The 17,668-nt window shown below is 67.8% G+C and carries 18 protein-coding genes; 10 read left to right on the forward strand and 8 right to left on the reverse strand.

Annotated elements, in window-relative coordinates:
• The 3 genes from ACLFQI_RS01090 to rsxA form a co-directional block, all read right to left on the reverse strand.
• The coding region (locus ACLFQI_RS01090) for an RnfABCDGE type electron transport complex subunit C (protein ID WP_410756945.1) at nt 1-739 on the reverse strand (739 nt) is incomplete at its 3' end.
• 68 nt (nt 740-807) lie between these two features.
• Nucleotides 808-1,398: an electron transport complex subunit RsxB gene (gene rsxB, locus ACLFQI_RS01095; protein ID WP_410756946.1), complete on the reverse strand. Its 591-nt coding sequence runs from the start codon at nt 1,396-1,398 to the stop codon at nt 808-810.
• A gap of 127 nt (nt 1,399-1,525) precedes the next feature.
• Entirely contained in the window at nt 1,526-2,107 is a 582-nt protein-coding gene (rsxA, locus tag ACLFQI_RS01100) for an electron transport complex subunit RsxA (RefSeq protein WP_410756947.1), read from the reverse strand.
• Nucleotides 2,108-2,569: 462 nt separating this feature from the next.
• Between rsxA and ndk the strand changes: the two genes are divergently transcribed.
• From ndk to der, 8 genes are all read left to right on the forward strand, one after another.
• The gene (ndk, locus tag ACLFQI_RS01105) at nt 2,570-2,998 is read left to right on the forward strand and encodes a nucleoside-diphosphate kinase (protein ID WP_410756948.1); all 429 of its coding nucleotides are present in this window, start codon (nt 2,570-2,572) and stop codon (nt 2,996-2,998) included.
• Between the two features lie 117 nt (nt 2,999-3,115).
• Nucleotides 3,116-4,219, forward strand: a complete 1,104-nt coding sequence (rlmN, locus tag ACLFQI_RS01110; protein ID WP_410756949.1) for a 23S rRNA (adenine(2503)-C(2))-methyltransferase RlmN — start codon at nt 3,116-3,118, stop codon at nt 4,217-4,219.
• Nucleotides 4,220-4,260: 41 nt separating this feature from the next.
• Nucleotides 4,261-4,986, forward strand: a complete 726-nt coding sequence (gene pilW, locus ACLFQI_RS01115) for a type IV pilus biogenesis/stability protein PilW (protein ID WP_410756950.1) — start codon at nt 4,261-4,263, stop codon at nt 4,984-4,986.
• Between the two features lie 2 nt (nt 4,987-4,988).
• Nucleotides 4,989-6,242 (forward strand): helix-turn-helix domain-containing protein, encoded by a 1,254-nt coding sequence (locus tag ACLFQI_RS01120; protein WP_410756951.1) that lies wholly within the window; start codon nt 4,989-4,991, stop codon nt 6,240-6,242.
• A 47-nt stretch (nt 6,243-6,289) separates the two neighbouring features.
• Nucleotides 6,290-7,624, forward strand: a complete 1,335-nt coding sequence (gene hisS, locus ACLFQI_RS01125; protein ID WP_410756952.1) for a histidine--tRNA ligase — start codon at nt 6,290-6,292, stop codon at nt 7,622-7,624.
• 93 nt (nt 7,625-7,717) lie between these two features.
• Nucleotides 7,718-8,359 carry a YfgM family protein gene (locus ACLFQI_RS01130; RefSeq protein ID WP_410756953.1) on the forward strand — a complete coding sequence of 214 codons (642 nt, stop codon included), beginning with the start codon at nt 7,718-7,720 and terminating at the stop codon, nt 8,357-8,359.
• A 5-nt stretch (nt 8,360-8,364) separates the two neighbouring features.
• Entirely contained in the window at nt 8,365-9,678 is a 1,314-nt protein-coding gene (gene bamB, locus ACLFQI_RS01135; RefSeq protein WP_410756954.1) for an outer membrane protein assembly factor BamB, read from the forward strand.
• A 5-nt stretch (nt 9,679-9,683) separates the two neighbouring features.
• A complete protein-coding gene (der, locus tag ACLFQI_RS01140) occupies nt 9,684-11,087 on the forward strand; it encodes a ribosome biogenesis GTPase Der (RefSeq protein WP_410756970.1) in 1,404 nt (467 codons plus the stop codon).
• 10 nt (nt 11,088-11,097) lie between these two features.
• On the opposite strand, the gene ACLFQI_RS01145 is transcribed toward der, so the two are convergent.
• The gene (locus ACLFQI_RS01145) at nt 11,098-11,490 is read right to left on the reverse strand and encodes an H-NS family nucleoid-associated regulatory protein (RefSeq protein WP_410756955.1); all 393 of its coding nucleotides are present in this window, start codon (nt 11,488-11,490) and stop codon (nt 11,098-11,100) included.
• A gap of 299 nt (nt 11,491-11,789) precedes the next feature.
• Nucleotides 11,790-13,589: a single-stranded-DNA-specific exonuclease RecJ gene (recJ, locus tag ACLFQI_RS01150; RefSeq protein WP_410756956.1), complete on the reverse strand. Its 1,800-nt coding sequence runs from the start codon at nt 13,587-13,589 to the stop codon at nt 11,790-11,792.
• A gap of 245 nt (nt 13,590-13,834) precedes the next feature.
• Here recJ and ACLFQI_RS01155 point away from each other — a divergent pair, with 245 nt between their 5' ends.
• Complete coding sequence (locus tag ACLFQI_RS01155; RefSeq protein ID WP_410756957.1) at nt 13,835-14,605, forward strand: alpha/beta hydrolase; 771 nt, start codon at nt 13,835-13,837, stop codon at nt 14,603-14,605.
• On the opposite strand, the gene ACLFQI_RS01160 is transcribed toward ACLFQI_RS01155, so the two are convergent.
• Nucleotides 14,545-14,691, reverse strand: coding sequence for a hypothetical protein (locus ACLFQI_RS01160; RefSeq protein WP_410756971.1), 147 nt, complete (start codon nt 14,689-14,691; stop codon nt 14,545-14,547). The two genes, ACLFQI_RS01155 and ACLFQI_RS01160, sit on opposite strands and share 61 nt — an antisense overlap.
• Nucleotides 14,692-15,014: 323 nt before the next feature.
• Between ACLFQI_RS01160 and ACLFQI_RS01165 the strand changes: the two genes are divergently transcribed.
• On the forward strand, nt 15,015-16,364 hold the full coding sequence (locus tag ACLFQI_RS01165) for a Coenzyme F420 hydrogenase/dehydrogenase, beta subunit C-terminal domain (RefSeq protein WP_410756958.1): 1,350 nt from the start codon (nt 15,015-15,017) through the stop codon (nt 16,362-16,364).
• Between the two features lie 158 nt (nt 16,365-16,522).
• Here the strand turns inward: ACLFQI_RS01165 and ACLFQI_RS01170 are convergent, their stop codons facing one another.
• Nucleotides 16,523-16,990, reverse strand: a complete 468-nt coding sequence (locus ACLFQI_RS01170) for an SRPBCC family protein (RefSeq protein ID WP_410756972.1) — start codon at nt 16,988-16,990, stop codon at nt 16,523-16,525.
• 173 nt (nt 16,991-17,163) lie between these two features.
• Nucleotides 17,164-17,649, reverse strand: coding sequence for a cyclic nucleotide-binding domain-containing protein (locus tag ACLFQI_RS01175; protein WP_410756959.1), 486 nt, complete (start codon nt 17,647-17,649; stop codon nt 17,164-17,166).
• Between the last annotated feature and the right edge of the window lie 19 nt (nt 17,650-17,668).

The following is a 17,668-nucleotide window of genomic DNA, read 5'->3' on the forward strand; positions in this document are numbered from 1 at the left end:
CGACCCGCCCGCCGAGGTCGGCGGCGTCGATCGCCTGGCGCAAGGCGGCGGCGGCCTCGGGCTTGTTGTCCTCGACGCCGATCAGCGCCCGCTGGGCCTTGACCAGATGCAGCATGATCCGCACGCCATCGAGGATGTCGGCGGCGCGCTCGCGCATCAGCAGGTCGTCGCAGGTGATGTAGGGCTCGCACTCGGCGCCGTTGATGACGAGCGTCTCGATCGGCTGATCCTGCCCCGGATTGAGCTTCACGCTGGTCGGGAACGAGGCCCCGCCCATGCCAACGATGCCGCTTGCGCGAATGCGCTCGCGCACCGTGGCGACCTCGCAGGCGTCGATCTCGGCGGCGGTTCTGGCCAGCGGCGGCGGCAGATCGCACCAGCGCTCCTCGCCATCGGTCTCGATCACCACGCAGGGCGAGCTGAGCCCCGATGGATGCGGAATCGGACGCGGCTCGATGGCGACCACGGTGCCCGAACTCGAGGCATGCACGGGCGCGCTGATGTAGCCTTGGGGCTCGCCGATCAACTGTCCCTTGAGCACCCGATCGCCCACCGCGACCCGGCAGCGCGCCGGCGCGCCGAGATGCTGTTGCAACGGCAACACGAGCTGAGACGGAAGCGGGGCGTCGGCGACGGGCCCGCGATTGGAGAGGGTTTTTTCATCCGGCAGATGGACGCCGCCGTGGAACTGCCACAGCTTGCGCTGACCACCGCCGAGGAGCGATCGGAGACCTGACATCGGGTAAAGCGTGCTCGTTGTTAAAGGCTGTTTAGGCGTCGCGCGCGCGCACCGCTGGCGCTTGCGGTTCAGGCGGCTTCGCGCTGTTCCGGCAGGAGCTCGGACGCGGGCGGTAGCACGACGCGCGGGCGCAGCGGGGTCGGATAGGGCCATTTCCAAGTGGCGATCGTCTCCGGCACCGGCACGAGATGGATGCAATCGACCGGGCAAGGGTCCACGCACAGGCCGCAGCCGGTGCATTCGCTGGCGAGGATGCCGTGCAATTGCTTGGCCGCGCCGACGATGGCGTCGACCGGACAGGACTGCAGGCACTTGGTGCAACCGATGCAGGTTTGCTCATCGATCACCGCGACCTGCTTCGGCGTTTCCTCGATCTCGCCGACCTCGACCGGCTCGCGTCCGAGCAGGTCGGCAATCGCCAGCATGGTGCCCTCGCCGCCCGGCGCGCAGAGGTTGATCTCGGCCTCGCCGGCGGCCACCGCCTCGGCATAGGGCCGGCAACCGGGATAACCGCACTGCCCGCATTGGCTCTGCGGCAGCAGCGCGTCGACCTGATCGGCGATCGGATCGCCCTCGACGCGGAAGCGAATCGCCGAATAGCCGAGCAGCAGCCCAAAGGCGACGGCAAGGGCCGCGATCGCCGCAATCGCTATCAACATCTCAATGTTCTCCTGGGGTCGATATCAGCGGTCGGCACCTCGCCGCAAGGCACCCCGGCCCGCCTCAGCCCCCGTTGCGTTGTTCCCCTTGGACTCTCTGGAATCCCAAGCCGGTATCGCCACCAGCTTAGACCGAAACCAAACCGGCAAACCCCATGAAAGCCAGGGACATGAGTCCAGCGGTCACCATTGCGATCGCGCTGCCTTGAAAGGGTTCCGGCACATCGGCCACCGCGACCCGCTCGCGCATCGCGGCAAAGAGCACCAGCACCAGCGAGAAGCCGATGGCGGCGCCAAACCCGTAGAGCGCCGACTCGAGGAAGCTGCGTTGCTCCTGGAGATTGAGCAGCGCGACGCCAAGCACCGCGCAGTTGGTGGTGATCAGCGGCAAGAAGATGCCGAGCACCTGATAGAGCACCGGGCTGGTCTTGTGCATCACCGTCTCGGTGAATTGCACCACGACCGCGATCACCAGGATAAAGGCGATGGTTCGCAGGTACTCGATGCCGAGCGGCACCAGCAGATAGGTATTGACGATCCAAGTGGTCACCGCCGCCAACGTCAGCACGAAGGTGGTCGCGAAGCCCATGCCGATCGCGGTCTCGAGCTTCTTCGAGACGCCCATGAACGGACACAGGCCCAAGAATTTAACCAACACGAAATTGTTGACCAAGACCGTACTGACCAAGATCAACGCATATTCTGTCATTATCCCCACCTACCTCATCAGGTTCCCAAGACCCGCAGCCGACCACGAACGCTCAGCATGGCCATCGCGCGGGCCGCAGCTTACTGCGATTTGTGCAGTGCAGCAAGACCGTCATAATCAGCATGACCCACTCTAGCAATCGGCCTGGTGTCAAGCGTTGACCGTCATCACATCAGACGCTCAACCGAGCATTTCCGTTGGTCTTGTCACTCCCACTAAGAGACATCGAAGATGAACGACATCCCGCTACCCGCCATCGAATTCGCCCTCTTCATGGGCCTGGTTGCCTGGCTCTTCTTGCGCAAGGGCTGACCCGGCAGGATCACGACAGCGCTTTAGGGCGATGGATTTGTGAGCGCCTATCCCGCTAGAATGTACGGCTCACAAGATCCCCTGCACCGCTGCCCGAGCCTCGTCCAATGGCGACGCCCACGCAGCGGACAACCCGATTCAGGAGCCCGCATGGCCGAGCAACTCACGCTTTCGATCATCAAACCCAACGCCATCGCCAAGAACGCGATCGGCGCCATCTGTAGCCGCTTCGAGCAGGCCGGATTAAGGATCGTCGCCGCCCGCATGCTGCACATGAGCCTGGAGCAGGCCAGCGCCTTCTACGCCGAACATCAAGGCAAGCCGTTCTTCGACGAGCTGGTCGGCTTCATGACCTCGGGGCCGGTATTGGCGATGGCGCTGCAGGGCGAGGACGCGATCGCCAAGAACCGCGAACTCATGGGCGCGACCAACCCTGCCAACGCCGAGCCCGGCACCATCCGCGCCGATTTCGCCGACTCCTTCACCGAGAACGCGGTCCACGGCTCCGACGCCCCGGACACGGCCGAGCGCGAGATCGGCTTCTTCTTCCCCGACGGCATCTGCGAGCGCACCCGCTGATCGGCAGCGAGGCGAGCGCGCCGCGCGCCCCGCCTCCATTCGACCCTCTCGGTCGAGCATCCAGCCAACCTCCAGGCCGCCAGCTCCCACCGCAACAGCAGGCAGGAACCCCAGGCGATGCAACAGGCACCGCAGATCACGCCCGACCTTCGCATCCCACTGCTCGATCTCGACCGCGCCGGCGTCGAGGCCCTGACCGTGAGCTGGGGCTTCAAGCCGTACCACGGCCGCAATCTGTTCCGGTGGCTGCACAAGCACGGCGTCTCCGATCTCGAGGCGATGACCGATCTCTCCAAGGCCCTGCGTGAACGCCTGGCCGCCGAGACGCTCATCGATCTGCCGCGCGTGGCGCTCGAGCAGCCGTCGCCGGACGGCACCATCAAGTGGCTGTTCGATCTCCACGACGGCCAGCGCGTGGAGACCGTGCAGATCCCGGAGGAAGACCGCAGTACGCTCTGCGTCTCCTCGCAGGTCGGCTGCGCGCTCGACTGCCGCTTCTGCGCCACCGCCCGCCAGGGCTTCAGTCGCAACCTGAGCACCGGCGAGATCATCGCCCAGGTCTGGCATGCCACGCGGGCGCTGGGCAAGCCGCCGACCAACATCGTCATGATGGGCATGGGCGAACCGCTGGCGAACTTCGACGCGGTGGTCCGGGCGATGGCAATCATGCAGGACGATTTCGCCTATATGCTGGCGAAGACGCGCGTGACCCTGTCGACCTCCGGCATCGTGCCGAACATCTACCGGCTCGCCGAGATCAGCGCGGTCTCGCTCGCCGTCTCCCTGCACGCGCCCGATAACGCCTTGCGCGATCAGCTCGTCCCGATCAACCGCAAGTATCCCCTGGAGCAGCTGATCCCCGCCTGCAAGGCCTATCTGCGCGGCGAGCCACGCCGGCGGGTGACCTGGGAATATGTGATGCTCAAGGGGATCAACGACAGCGATCGTCATGCCAAGGCCCTGATCCGGCTGCTCGAGGGCACGCCGTCGAAGGTCAACCTGATCCCCTTCAACCCCTTTCCGGGCAGCGGTTTCGAGACCAGCGACCCCGAGCGTATCGAGGCCTTCCGGCAACGCCTCAAACGCTCCGGCCTGGTCGCCACCACCCGCAAGACCCGCGGCGATGAGATCGCCGCCGCCTGCGGTCAGCTCGTCGGCCAGGTGCAAGATCGTCGTCAGCCGCGGGCCGAGGCCAGGCTCCCGGTGACGCTCGGCCGGTGATGGCTTGCAGCAGGGGCCACCGCGGGTCGCTCATCCCAGGCTTGGGCAGCCTCCTCCTGGCGCTTGCGCTGAGCGGCTGCGGTCGCGCGCTGGGGCCGCGCCCGGACCTGCCAGAGGGCGAGAGCCCCGCCGACCTCTACGTCGATTTGGCCACCGAGTACGTCCAGAGGGGACAGTTGGAGACCGCGCTCGAACGCGCGCAGCAAGCGGTCGCCACCGACCATCGCAGCGCGCGCGCGCATTACATCCTCGCCATCGTCCAGGAGCGGCTCGGTCAGCGCGAGGAGGCCCAGCGCGCGTTCGCCAAGGCGGTCAAGCGCGCGCCCGGGAATCCCGACTACCGCAATGCCTGGGGAGCGGTCCTGTGCGCCGAGGGGCGCTACGACGAGGGGCTCGCCGAGATCGAGGCGGCACTCGCCGAGCCGCTCTATCAAGGCCGCGAAACGGCGCTGATGAACGCCGCCGACTGCGCGCGCAAGGCCGGTCGAGAGGCTGATTCCGACCGCTATCTCCAAGCGGCGCTGGCGCACGCGCCGGGTTTTCCGCCGGCATTACTCGCGCTCGCCAAGCGTCATTATCAGCAGGGCGACTATCGCAGCGCACGATCGCTCATGGCGCGTTATTCTCACACCAGCGTGACGACCCCCGCAGCACTCCTGCTCGCCGCGCGGATCGAGCGGCAGCTCGGCAACGAACCACTCGCGCGCGCGCTCGAGCGCACCCTGCGCCAGCGCTTCCCCCATTCACCCGAGGTGATCGAACTGTGACCATGGCCGACGAGGCAGACCCGCCCAACCCCGAACAACCGAGACCCAGTGTCGCGGACACGGCGATCCCGGACTCGCCCGGGCGTCAGCTGCGCCAGGCGCGCGAAGCGCGCAAGCTCGACATCCCGCATGTCGCCACGGCCCTGCGGCTGACGCCAGGGGTGGTCGACGCGATCGAGCGCGATGACTACGCGCCACTGCCCAGCGCCACCTTCGTTTCGGGCTATATCCGTGGCTACGCGCGGCTGGTCGGGCTCGACCCGGAGCGGCTGAATCAGAGCTTTCGTCGCCTGCACCCCGATGCCGAGCCGCCGCCACGCCATGTCGCTCGCGGCGATCGGCAGGGCGCGCCGGACGAAGGCGGCGGCAGCGGCGGCTTTCTCGTCCTGCTCCTGATCGTCCTCGCCGTGGCGGCCGGCGGCTATGCCTGGTGGGTCATGCGTCCTGGGCTTGACGAGCAAGCGCGGCCTGCCGCGACACCCGAGCCTGCCGCGCCGCAACCCGCCCCCCCGGGCACGTCACGGCGCGACCCGGCATCGGAACCAGCACCGGAGCCGGCACCGGAACCAGCACCGGAACCAGCGGCGGGCACCGACACCGACGCCTTCTCCGCGCGCGAGCGGGCTCGCTCTCCCTTGGCCGAGCCGCCCGCCAGCGCCGTCGATGCCGGCCCAGGGACCGATGCCGAGAGCGGCCCCGAGCCCGGCCCCGAGCCCGGCCCCGAGCCCATCCAGACCAGCCCCGATGTCAGGATGGCTGAACCGGACGCGGAGCCGCCCGCCTCGGCCGCCGACCCGCTCCCCGAGGCCATCGACAGCCCAACCGCCGACACCACCGCCCCCCTGACCGAGCCGCTCCCATCGCCGCCGAGCCCCGAGGTCGAACGGCCTGACCCGAGCGCGACGGAACCGCCCGCGGATGCAGAGGACGCGGCGAGCGCGACGGCAGCGGCCGTCGAGCTGAACTTCAGCGGCCCCTGCTGGGTCGATATCCGCGACGCCACCGGCGAGGTCTTGCTGTTCGGCGAGATGAGCCGAGGCGACCGCGAGACGCTCGCCGGCGAGCCGCCTTACTCGCTGGTGATCGGCAACGCCGCGGCGGTCGAGTTGAGCGTCGGCGGAGCGCCCTATGACCTGCGCTCGGTCGCGCGTGGTAACGTGGCCCGCTTCGAGCTCGACCCCGCCGAGATCGGCGCTCGAACCCCAAACGGCTCCCCCAATTCGACCACTGACGCGACGCCGAGCGCGCGCGACTAGGACCCCAAGCGATGGCAAGGCAGACCCCCCCGCGCGCAATCCGTGGCATGCACGACCTGCTCCCGGGCGAGAGCGCGCGCTGGCAGCAGCTCGAGGACCGCGCCCGCGCGGTGCTCGAGCGCTACGGCTACCAGGAGATGCGCACTCCGCTGGTCGAGCAGAGCGAGCTGTTCAAGCGCTCGATCGGCGAGGTCACCGATATCGTCGAGAAGGAGATGTACAGCTTCGAGGATCGCGGCGGCGACCAGCTCAGCCTGCGCCCCGAGGGCACCGCCAGCTGCGTGCGCGCGGCGATCGAGCACGGTCTTCTGGATCAACCCCGACGCATCTGGTATCGCGGCCCGATGTTCCGCCGCGAGCGCCCGCAGCGCGGCCGCTATCGCCAGTTCCATCAGATCGGCGTCGAGGTCTTCGGTCTGGCCGGTCCGGATATCGACCTCGAGGTGATCCTGCTCACGCGCCGGCTCTGGCAAGCACTGGGGCTCGGTGACCTGCGGCTGGAGATCAATAGCCTGGGCGACAGCGCCGAGCGCGCCGTCTATCGCGAGCGGCTGGTCGCCTATCTGCGCGACCACCAGGATCGACTCGATGCTGACAGCCGCCGGCGCTTGGAGACCAACCCCCTGCGCGTGCTGGACTCGAAGAACCCGGACCTGCAGCCACTCATCGCCGCGGCGCCAAGCCTGAGCGAGGCGCTCGGTGGCGCCTCGCGCGCGCATTTCGAGGCCCTCTGCGCCGGACTCGATCGTGCGGGCATCGCCTACCGGATCAATCCGCGCTTGGTGCGCGGGCTTGACTATTACAATCGCACCGTCTTTGAATGGATCACCGACGCGCTCGGCGCCCAAGGCACGGTCTGCGCCGGCGGTCGCTATGATGGTCTCGTCGAGCAGCTCGGCGGACGCGCGACCCCGGCGGTCGGCTTCGCCCTCGGCCTCGAGCGCCTGCTCGAACTCAGCGCCAGCGAGCCACCGACGCACCTCGATGCCTATTTGATCGCCGTCGGCGATCAGGCGAGCGCCGCCGCGATGCCGATCGCCGAGCAGATTCGCGACGCCCTGCCCGAGTTGCGGCTGATCTGCCATTGCGGCGGCGGCAGCTTCAAGAGCCAATTCAAGCGCGCCGACCGCAGCGGCGCCCGCGTCGCGCTGGTGCTGGGCGATGACGAACTCGCCCAGCGCCGCATCGGCATCAAGCCGCTGCGCGCGCCGCAGGACGAACGCTCGCCAGCCAGTGAGCAGGCCAAGCCCGAACAGGCCAGGCCCGAACAGGCCAGGCCCGAGCAGGTCGGGACCGAGCAGGCCAAGCCCGAGCAGGCCAAACCCGAGCAGATCAGCATCGCCCTCGATGCCCTGGCCGAGCAGTTGCCGCGTTTCCTCTAAGCGCCGGTTCAGCAGCGGCTTCAGGATTTCAGAGCCAGGGCCCGACAATCATGATCCATCCCTCACCGAACACCGACGCATCACGAGATTCCCATGGTAGAGCTGACCACAGACGACGAAACGGTCGAAACAATCAAAAAATGGTGGAAGGAGAACGGCACCGCCGTGATCGCCGGTCTCGTCATCGGTCTGGTCGCGGTCTTCGGCTGGCGCGCCTGGGCGAATCACCAAGACCAGGTCGGCCAGCGTGCCTCGCTCGCCTTCGAACAGACGCTGATGGCCGCGCGCGGCGGTCAGTACGACTCGGCGGCGAAGCAGGCCGAGGCCGTGATCGACGCGCACGCCAAGACTCCCTATGCCGCACTCGCCGAGCTGACGCTGGCCAAGGCCCGGGTCGAGCAGGATGACCTCGCCGGTGCCGCCGAGGCGCTGCGCGCGGCCGTGGAGCGGGCGCCGAATCCGGGGCTGGCGAAGCTGGCGGCCTTCCGGCTCGCAAGCGTGCTGATCGCCCATGAGGCATTCGACGAGGCCCTCGCAGTGATCGAGCGGCATGATGACGAGGGCGCCTTGAGCGCCGATTTCGCCGGCTTGCGCGGCGATATCGCGCTCGCCAAGGGCGAGATCGCTGACGCGCGCGCCGCCTACGCGGCGGCGATCGCCGGCGGCGCCGGCCTCTCGCGCCTGATCGAACTCAAACTCCAAGACCTACCGGCGGCGACCGACAGCCCCTCCTGAGCCTCATGAACAGCCCTCGACTCCCTTGCCCACAGCGTCGCGCCCTCCTGCTCGCGCTTGGCGGCAGCGTCCTGTTGCCGGGGTGCGGCAGCCTCGGCTGGATCGGCCTCGGGCGCGACAAGGATCCGCGCCCTCCCACCGAGCTGGCGAAGACGCCGCCACAAGCGGTCCGGGTCCGCACGCTGTGGACGACGCGCATCGGCAAGGGCCAGGATGGGCGTACCCTCAGTCTGCGCCCGGCGGTTGCCGGCAATCGGGTCTATGCCGCCGACCACGGCGGCACTGTGGTCGCACTCGATGCCGCCGACGGGCGCCTCATTTGGGAGCGCGACAAGTGGCGCCTGCCGTTCAGCGGCGGCCCCGATGTCGCTGGCGAGCAGCTCGCGGTCGGCGCCTCGAATGGCGAGGTGCTCCTGCTCTCGACCCGCGATGGCAGTCAACGCTGGCGCGCCCAACTCGGCAGCGAGGTGCTCTCGGTGCCGCGCATCAGCGGCGATCTGGTCGTCGTCCACACCATCGACGACACTGTCTACGGATTGGATCTCGGCGACGGCAGCGAGCGCTGGCGCTTCGGGTATCAGGCACCGATCCTGACCCTGCGTGGCAGCAGCACTCCGGCTGTCGGCCCCGATGGGATCATCGTCGGCGTCTCCAACGGTCGTCTGGTCTATCTCGATACCGAACACGGGGCGCCGATCTGGGAGGCGACGATCTCGCCCCCCTCCGGCCGCACGGAACTCGAGCGCATCGCCGATATCGACACCGACCCGGTGGTGGTCGGCGATCAGGTCTTCGTCGCCAGCTTCAACGGCGACCTGGCGGCCGTCGATATCGACAGCGGCACGGTGCTCTGGCGGCGTGAACTCTCGGCGCACGCCGGGCTGGCGGCCACCGCCGACGCGCTCTATGTGACCGACTCCGATGACCGACTCTGGGCGGCCGATCCGATCGATGGCGCTGGACGCTGGCGCCAGGACGATCTGCGCTATCGCCGCCTGACGGCACCGGTGGTGGTTGGCAATGCCCTGGCGGTTGGCGATCTCGAGGGCTATGTGCATTGGGTCTCAGCGCGTGATGGACGCTTGCTGGGTCGCGAGCGTCTTGGCAAGGCGGCGGTCGCCTCGACGCCGGTCGTTGCCGGCCAGACGCTCTATGTGCAGTTGGAGAATGGGACGATCGCGGCGGTGCGGGCAACCGACGCTGGCGCTGGCCCAGAGGCGGCCCCAGCGGCGGCCCCAGCGGCCGAGTCATCCTCGTCCGATGGCGTCTCCTCCGATCGCGCCTCATCCGGCGGGCCCGCGTCCGCTGGACAGGGTTGAACGCCGTGCTGCCGGTCCTCGCGCTGGTCGGTCGGCCGAATGTCGGCAAGTCGACCCTGTTCAATCGGCTCACGCGCACCCGCGATGCCTTGGTGGCGGATGTGCCAGGGCTCACGCGCGATCGCCAATACGGCATCGGACGCGTCGGTCCCGGGCCCTATGTGGTCGTCGATACCGGCGGCATCAGCGGTGGCGATGGCATCGACGCCTTGAGCGAACAGCAGGTGCGCATCGCGATCGCGGAGGCCGATCACCTGCTGTTCTTGGTCGATACGCGCGACGGCACCACGCCGGCCGATCTGGAGATCGCCGCGCAGCTGCGCCGCACCGGCAAGCCGTTGACCCTGGTCGCGAACAAGGTCGACCACCTCGATTGGACGCTGGCCGCCGGCGAGCTGCATCGGCTCGGGCTCGGTGACCCCCAGCCGATCGCGGCCCTGCAGGGCCGGGGGGTCTCCGCGCTCATCACCGGGGTCTTCGAGACCTTCCCGGCGGGCGCGGATGCGGCCGTCGAGGAGACCGATGAAACCTCGACGGAGGCCGTCCGGGTCGCCGTCGTCGGCCGGCCGAACGCCGGCAAATCGACGCTGATCAATCGATTGCTCGGCGAGGAACGGGTGGTCGTCTTCGACAGCCCAGGCACCACGCGCGACAGCATCGAGATCCCCTTCGCGGTGGGTGAGCGCCACTATCGCTTGATCGATACCGCCGGCATGCGGCGGCGGGCACGCATCAGCGAGGCGATCGAGCATTTCAGCGTCATCAAGACGCTGCAAGCCATCGAGGCCTGTCATGTCGCCATCCTGGTCTTGGATGCCCGCGCCGGTATCGGCGAGCAGGATGCGACCCTGGCCGCCCATCTGATCGACAGTGGCCGGGCGCTGGTGGTCGCGGTGAACAAGTGGGACGGGCTGACGCCGGATGCCCGGTCAGCCCTGAAGACGGCCATCGAGCGGCGCCTGCCGTTCCTGAATTTTGCCGAACAGCACCGGATCTCGGCGCTGCATGGCAGCGGCGTCGGCTTGCTCCTGGAGGCCGCCGATCGGGCCTATGCGAGCGCGATGCGCACCCTGCCGACGCCGCTGCTGACGCGACTGCTGGAGGATGCCGTGGCCGAGCATGCGCCCCCGCTGGTGCGCGGGCGCCGAATCAAGCTGCGCTACGCGCACCAGGGCGGACGCAATCCACCGATCATCGTCATCCATGGCAATCAGACCGACGCCCTGCCGGAGAGCTATCAGCGCTATCTGATCAATCGCTTTCGCGAGGCCCTGCGCTTGCAGGGCACACCGCTACGCCTGGAGCTGAGGAGCGGTCACAATCCCTTCGCCGGGCGCAAGAACAGTCTCACGCCCCGTCAGCGCCAAAAGCGCGGACGCTTGCGCGCCTTCGTCAAAGGCAAGCGTTAAGGAGTAACGCTCAAGCCGCCAGCGGAGTCAAGTGCTGCTCCTTGAACTGCTGACGCTGTTGCGCGTCACTCGGATCGAAGCCATTCGCCGCCATCTTGTCGATGAGCCATTGCGGCATCCGGCCGCGGCTATAGACCCGCTCCGGGTTGTCCGGATCGGCATAGAGGGTGTAGCCGCTGTTGGCGGCGGTGCGCCGGCGTTTCTTCTGACCGCCGAGGAGCAGTTCGGCGATCTCGAACACGTCATGGCCGCGTTCGATGATCATGTTCTTGATCTCGGCGGCGAGTTCTTTCTTTTCTTCCTTGCGCCGATCCTTGAGGGCCTGTTCGAGGGCGGCCTGGTCTTGTCTGAGTTGTTCGAGATGGGCCTGGATCTCTTCGGCGCTGCGGTATTCGTCGTTCATGGTTCGACCTCAATGGTTGTCTGTGGGTGGTATCCAGATCGCGTTTTTGGCGGTGTCTGGATCTGCGCTTATCATTCCCTTTTTGGATCGGGATTTCAAGTGGCTTTGGTCATTTCCGGAATAGATCGGCGAACCTTACAGGATTGTCATTGAATGCGGCGGTGGTCTTGGCGGCGAATGCGCGCGGGTGGCCCGGGGGGGATGGCGGTGATTGGGGCGTTTGTGAGCGGACCGGCCGAGTGCGATTGGGGAAATGCAAAGGCGGGTGGAGAAGCGGCGGTTTGGCGGTCGCGAACGGTTCAGCTCGGCAGCGGTTCGAGTTGTTCGAGGACGAGTTGGGGGCTGCGCAGGCCGCGATAGTCGTTGATATCGAGGCGGTAGACGAGGTGCGCGCGGGTGGCGCCGCGCGGGTGCTGATGGGCGAGATTGAAGCCGATGGCATCGAGGGCCGGGCCTTGTTCGGGGTGCACGCGCAGTTTGAGGTGGCGGTCCTTGAGCAAGCGCGGGGCGCTGAGCTGGAAGGGGCCGTCGAAGCGCGGTTCGTCGAAGCCCTTGCCCCAGGGCGCGGCGGTGCGCAGGGCGTCGGCGGTGGCGAGGTTGAGCAGCGCCGGACCGAGGGCGCCGTCGCTGTGCAGCACGGGGATGGCGGGATGCGGCCCGAGGGCCGCGCGGACGGCAGCGGCGAAGGCGCTGCGGAAGCGGTCGAGGGCCGCGCGCGGCAGGCTCAGGCCGGCGGCCATCGCGTGACCGCCGAAGCGGGTGATGAGACCGGGGTGGTCGCGGTCGACGGCGGCGAGGCAGTCGCGCAGGTGCAATCCTTCGATGGAACGGGCGGAGCCTTTGAGCAGGCCATCGCCGCCGGGGGCGAAGGCGATGACCGGGCCTTGGCACTGTTCGCGCAGGCGCGCGGCGAGGATGCCGATGATGCCTTCGTGCCAGTCCTCGGCGAACAGGCAGAGGCCGGCGGGCGGGGCGTCGGGCTCGCCCTGGGCGGGATGCGCGGGGGCGTGCGGGTCGCGCTGGCGGAGCGCCGGTTGGCGGGCGAGCAGCTGTTCGGCCTCGGCGGTCATGCGTTGGGTGAGGGCGCGGCGCTCCTGATTGAGGGCGTGCAGGCGTTGGGCATGGCGCATGGCGGCGAGGGGCTGGTCGGCGGTGAGGCAGGCGATGCCGGCGTCCATGTGTTCGAGGCGGCCGGCGGCGTTGAGGCGCGGGGCGGCGAGGAAGGCAAGGTCGCGGGCGTTGACGCGGGGAAGCTGGGCGCCGGCGATCTCGAGCAGGGCGCGCAGGCCGGGGCGGCAGCGGCCGGCGCGGATGCGGCGCAGGCCCTGTTCGACGAGGATGCGGTTGTTGGCGTCGAGGGTGACGACATCGGCCACCGTGCCGAGGGCGACCAGATCCAGCAGGTCGGCGAGGTTGGGCTCGGCGCGCGGGCCGTGGAACCAGCCCCGGCGGCGCAGTTCGGCGCGGGTGGCGACGAGCAGGTAGAACAGCACGCCAACGCCGGCGAGGTGTTTGCTCGGGAACGGGCAACCGGGTTGGTTGGGGTTGACGTGGGCGGCGGCCTCGGGGGCCTCGGCGCCGGGCAGGTGGTGGTCGGTGATCAGCACCGGCAGGCCATGCTCGCGGGCGCGCGCGAGGCCGGCGTGACTGGCGCTGCCGTTGTCGACGGTGATGAGCAGATCGGGCCGGCGTTGGGCGGCGGCATCGACCACGGCCGGGCTGAGCCCGTAGCCGTCGTTGAAGCGGCTGGGGACGAGGGCATCGAGCGGGCCAGCGCCAAGGGCGCGCAGGCCGAGCAGGGCGACGGCGGTACCGGTGGCGCCGTCGGCGTCGTAGTCGCCGATGATGAGCAGGCGGCGGTGGGCCTGGATGTGGTCGGCGAGCAGCGCAGCGGCGGTGTCGATGTCGCGCAGCTGTTGCAGCGGATGCAGGGCCTCGAGGCGATGTTCGAGGGGACCGTCGAGACCCCGGTGGCGGTAGAGGCGCGCGAGCAGGGCGTCGAGCCGGTGGGGTGGGTGCTCGGCGCCGGCGGGGCGTTGGATGGGGCGTGGGGCTGGGTGTGGGGTTTGGCGTGAAGTGGCGCTTGGGGTTGGGGGCATGGTGTTGGTTGCTGGTGTTGGCTTGTGCGTTGCTGTGGGCACCGCTATCTGAGATGAATGGATCTCTGGGGTGAACGGATATGAGCAGGCGTGTTGGGATTTGGGTCTGTGCTGGCCTGCTGCTGATGGCCGGTTGTTCACGGCCACCCTGGGTACCGGGTGGCCTCGAATTGACGCCGGCATCGGTGTCTGAATCAGCGTCTGAATGGGATGTTGGATTGGACAGCGCGGTACTGGAGCACGGCGTGCTGCGTTCGACGACCGGGTGCCCGCTGGCGTATCGGCTCTATCGGCCGCAGGCACCACCGACGCGCTCGGCGCGAGCGCCGGTGTTGGTGGTGTTGGCACATGGGTTCCTGCGCTCGCAGGCGCGGATGCGCGGCTTGGCGGAGGCGATCGCGGCGGCCGGGCTGCCGGTGGCAACGCTGGATCTGTGCAACATGCGGCCCTGGGCCGGGCGCCATCAACAGAATGGGCTGGATATGATCGCGCTGGCCCGGCATCTGCAAGCCGAGGTGGGCGACGGCAAGCGGATCTATGCCGGCTTCTCGGCCGGCGGCCTGGCGGCCTTGGTCGCGGCGCGGCAGGATCGCCAGGCGCTGGGCGTGGTGACCCTGGATCTGGTCGATGCCCAGGGCCTCGGCGAGCGCGCGGCGCGGCGGTTGCAGCGGCCGTTGTTGGGATTGGCCGGGGCACCGACCAATTGCAATGCGCGGGGCAACGCGGAGGCGCTCTTCGTCGAGCACGAGCAGGCGCGTTTGTTGCGGATTCCGCAGGCCGGTCATTGTGATTTCGAGGCGCCGACCGATGCCCTCTGCGAGTGGTTGTGCGCGGACCCGGCGGCGGGCACGGCGCCGGAGAAGGCGCGCCTGCGGGTCTGGGTGATGCAGCAGGCGGTGGCGGCGATCACGGCGCTGGCGGCTGGTCGGGCGGCTGAGTGGCCGTTGCGGAGCGATCAATGCAACGCGTCGTTCTGGTTGGCTTTGACATCGGATCGACCGGCGAAACGCACATGAGCGTCACCGACCACCAGGACCGCCAGGGCAAGGATGAGCACCGCCACGCTGGTGGCAATCAGCTGGATATCGGTCATGGTCTTCATGCCGATGATCAGGTGCCGCGCGAGCGCGACGATGGCGATTGGGTCCAATCCCTCCAGCCACTCCAAGGCGTCCAAGCCAAGGCGCCGCAGCAGGCCTTCCCACGCTTGGAATCCGCGGCGGCCGGCATAGAAAATTGACTCGTCATGGTGCGAATACTAGCCGAACCGCGAGTTTCTGACATCCCTTCACGCGCCCGAGGGCGTCGCCTGCTCGCCGGCGGCCGATCCGGCCCCGGCCTGATCTAACGCATACCCAGACGCGGCGTCTCAAGGTTACAACAGCGCCACTGCCTATCGAACCTCCGCCGACCGGCCCGTTTCTCATGCCTGATCCGTCCGCTGCCGTCTTTCAAGACCTCGATCCCGAGCTATTGGGCGATGGCCCCTCGAAGGGCCTGCGCGAGACGACCCTGCTCAGCCGCGATGCGCGCCTCGCCGGACGGCCCAAGCTGTGCAGCGATTGCGGGCTCTGCGACAGCTTCCTCAAGCCCGAGATGGCGCACACCTGCGTCTTCGTGCGCAATCGGACCGAGGCCATCGAGCAGCGGCTGTTCGGGCGCAACCGCGCCGCTGGCGACGAGCTGCGCTTCGGCGTCTATCGCGAGATGCAGATCGCGCGCATGGAATCGCCGGTGCCCGGCGCGCAATGGTCGGGCATGGTCACCACGCTCGGCGCGCGGCTGCTCGAACGCGACGAGGTCGAGGCCGTGATCACCGCCGCGACCATGCCCGGCACCCGCTTCGCGCCGCGCCCGATCCTCGCCCGCACGCCGGACGAGGTGCGCGCGAGTGCTGGCAACAAACCGGCCCTCTCGCCCAACCTGGCATTGCTCGACGAGGTGCGCGCGAGCGGCGTCAAACGCCTCGCCTTCATCGGCACCAGTTGTCAGGTCCACATGCTGCGCGCGGCTCAACCGCAGCTCGAGGCCGAGTTGGGACTGGAACGGCTCGATGTGATCGGCATCCCCTGCAGCGACAACGTCGCCTACCCGGACCTGGTCTATTTTCTCGATCAGGTCTCCAAATCGCCGCGCACCATCGTCCACTACGAGTTCATGCAGGACTACAGCCTGAAGATGCGCCATGAGGATGGCCACATCGAGCGGCTCAACTTCATCGACTTTCCGATGGACAAGCTCGACGGCGTGTTCCCCTCGGCCTGTCTATCCTGTTTCGACTATCCGAATAGCCTCGCCGACATCACCATCGGCTATATGGGCGCCCCGCTCGGTTGGCAATGGGTGCTCGCGCGCAGCGAGCGCGGCGAGGCGTTGTTGGACCTGCTGCGCCCGGAGCTGGAATTCCAGCCCGCGAGCAGCGCCGGCGATCGCCAGCGCGGCATGCCGCGCTATCTGCAGATGCTCGCCAACCCGCCCGGCAAGCCACCGAAACCGATCCGCCTGCTGATCGCCTGGCTGCAGCGCAACCGTGGGCCACGCGGACTCGAATTCGCGCGCGCCATCATCGAGATGAAGCTGTTTCGCAATCTGCAGCATGTGCGCGAGCGCTTCGGGCGTTTCGAGCCGCGCATCGTGCCGGCGCATGTCTATCGGGCGCTCGCGCCCTATGCGAAGGACTATGCCGACACCTTCGGGCGTCCTTTGCTGCCTGAGTCCGGGGACGAGCATCCGACGGGTAATCCGCATCCAGCAACGCATGGGTCAAGGCGCTGACTGCCGCCGCGCTACGAGGTCGCAGCGTCGGCCTGCGTGATAGCGATTCACCCTGACTCGCCGATTCCCGCAGCCGATGGAATCTGGGCCTTTGGGTCAGTGCCGTACGGCGATCAGGTCGCGCGGCCATAGCAAGACATCCGCCTCTGAAATCGGCATCAGGCCAGTGCCGGCTCCTGCTCGGACTCGATCAGCCGTTTCAGATTGCGCACATTGCGCTGGGCGCCCTCTTGCACCCTGTGTCGGATCAGCCTTTCAAAGGGGCGCATGAACAGATCCAAGCGCCTCAGCTCGAAGGTAAAGGTGAGCTGGGTGCGATCCTCGGCCTGCGGCGCGAGCCGATAATCGACGTGGAAGTTGGGCGAAGGGCTCTCGAAAGACAGCTGCTGCGCCGGCTCCATCTGGGTGATGCGAAACACCGATTCGGTGCGCCGGCCCTGATCGATGCGCACCTGCCGCCCGACACTGCCAACCCGCAGCGGACCCTCGGTGGTGATCTCCAGTTCCTGGACCTCCGGAGACCAACGCGGGTAATTCTGCGCGAATCCCTCCGCGATGAAACGGTAGACCGACTGCGCAGAGCGTTCGATCTCGATACTGGCTTCTGCCTTGACCAAGGAATGCACCTCCACTGACCAGTCTCGGATGATGGGCGCTGCGACCGCGGTCGCAAGTGCTGAGTTGCGGCTGTTTCTCGCCGTCACCCTCGGCGTCGAGTGCAGCCGCGAGCGGCGGCGGGCAGTGGGTCTTCAGGCCGAGACGATGCCCGGCTCTGGGGCGCCGTCAAAGCGTCCACGTCTTAGAACACCGCGTGCGAGCGATACACATACTTGGTGAGTTCCACGTACTGCGCATTCATCCGGCGCAGGATGTCGTGGCTGACCTGGATGATGTTGCGCATCACGTTGTAGACCAACCAGGGATCCTTCTCGAGCAATGACTCGAAGGCCTCGCGCTCGAGACTGCAAACCTGGGTGCGGCCCAGGGAACGCAGCGTCGCGGTATGCGGCTGACCGCTGATGAAGCCCAGCTCGCCGGCAAGATCACCGGTATGGAGCACATGGATGGTGGTGAACTCGCCCTTACCGAGATCCCGGGTCACGGCGATGCCGCCCTCGGCGATGATATGCAGGCTATTCTCGACGTCGCCTTCCGCGATCAGCACCTCCTGATCGGCCAGTCGCCGGCAGTAGGCGATTCCCGCCAAGATATAGACCTGCTCATCGCTGAGCCCAGCGGTCAGGGGCGAATGGCGAAGATAGGTGAAATCGGTCTCATCGGTCATCGGTGCGGTCCTCGGCTTA

Source organism: Halochromatium sp. (assembly GCF_046541315.1).
In the GTDB taxonomy this organism is placed as follows: Bacteria; Pseudomonadota; Gammaproteobacteria; order Chromatiales; family Chromatiaceae; genus Lamprobacter.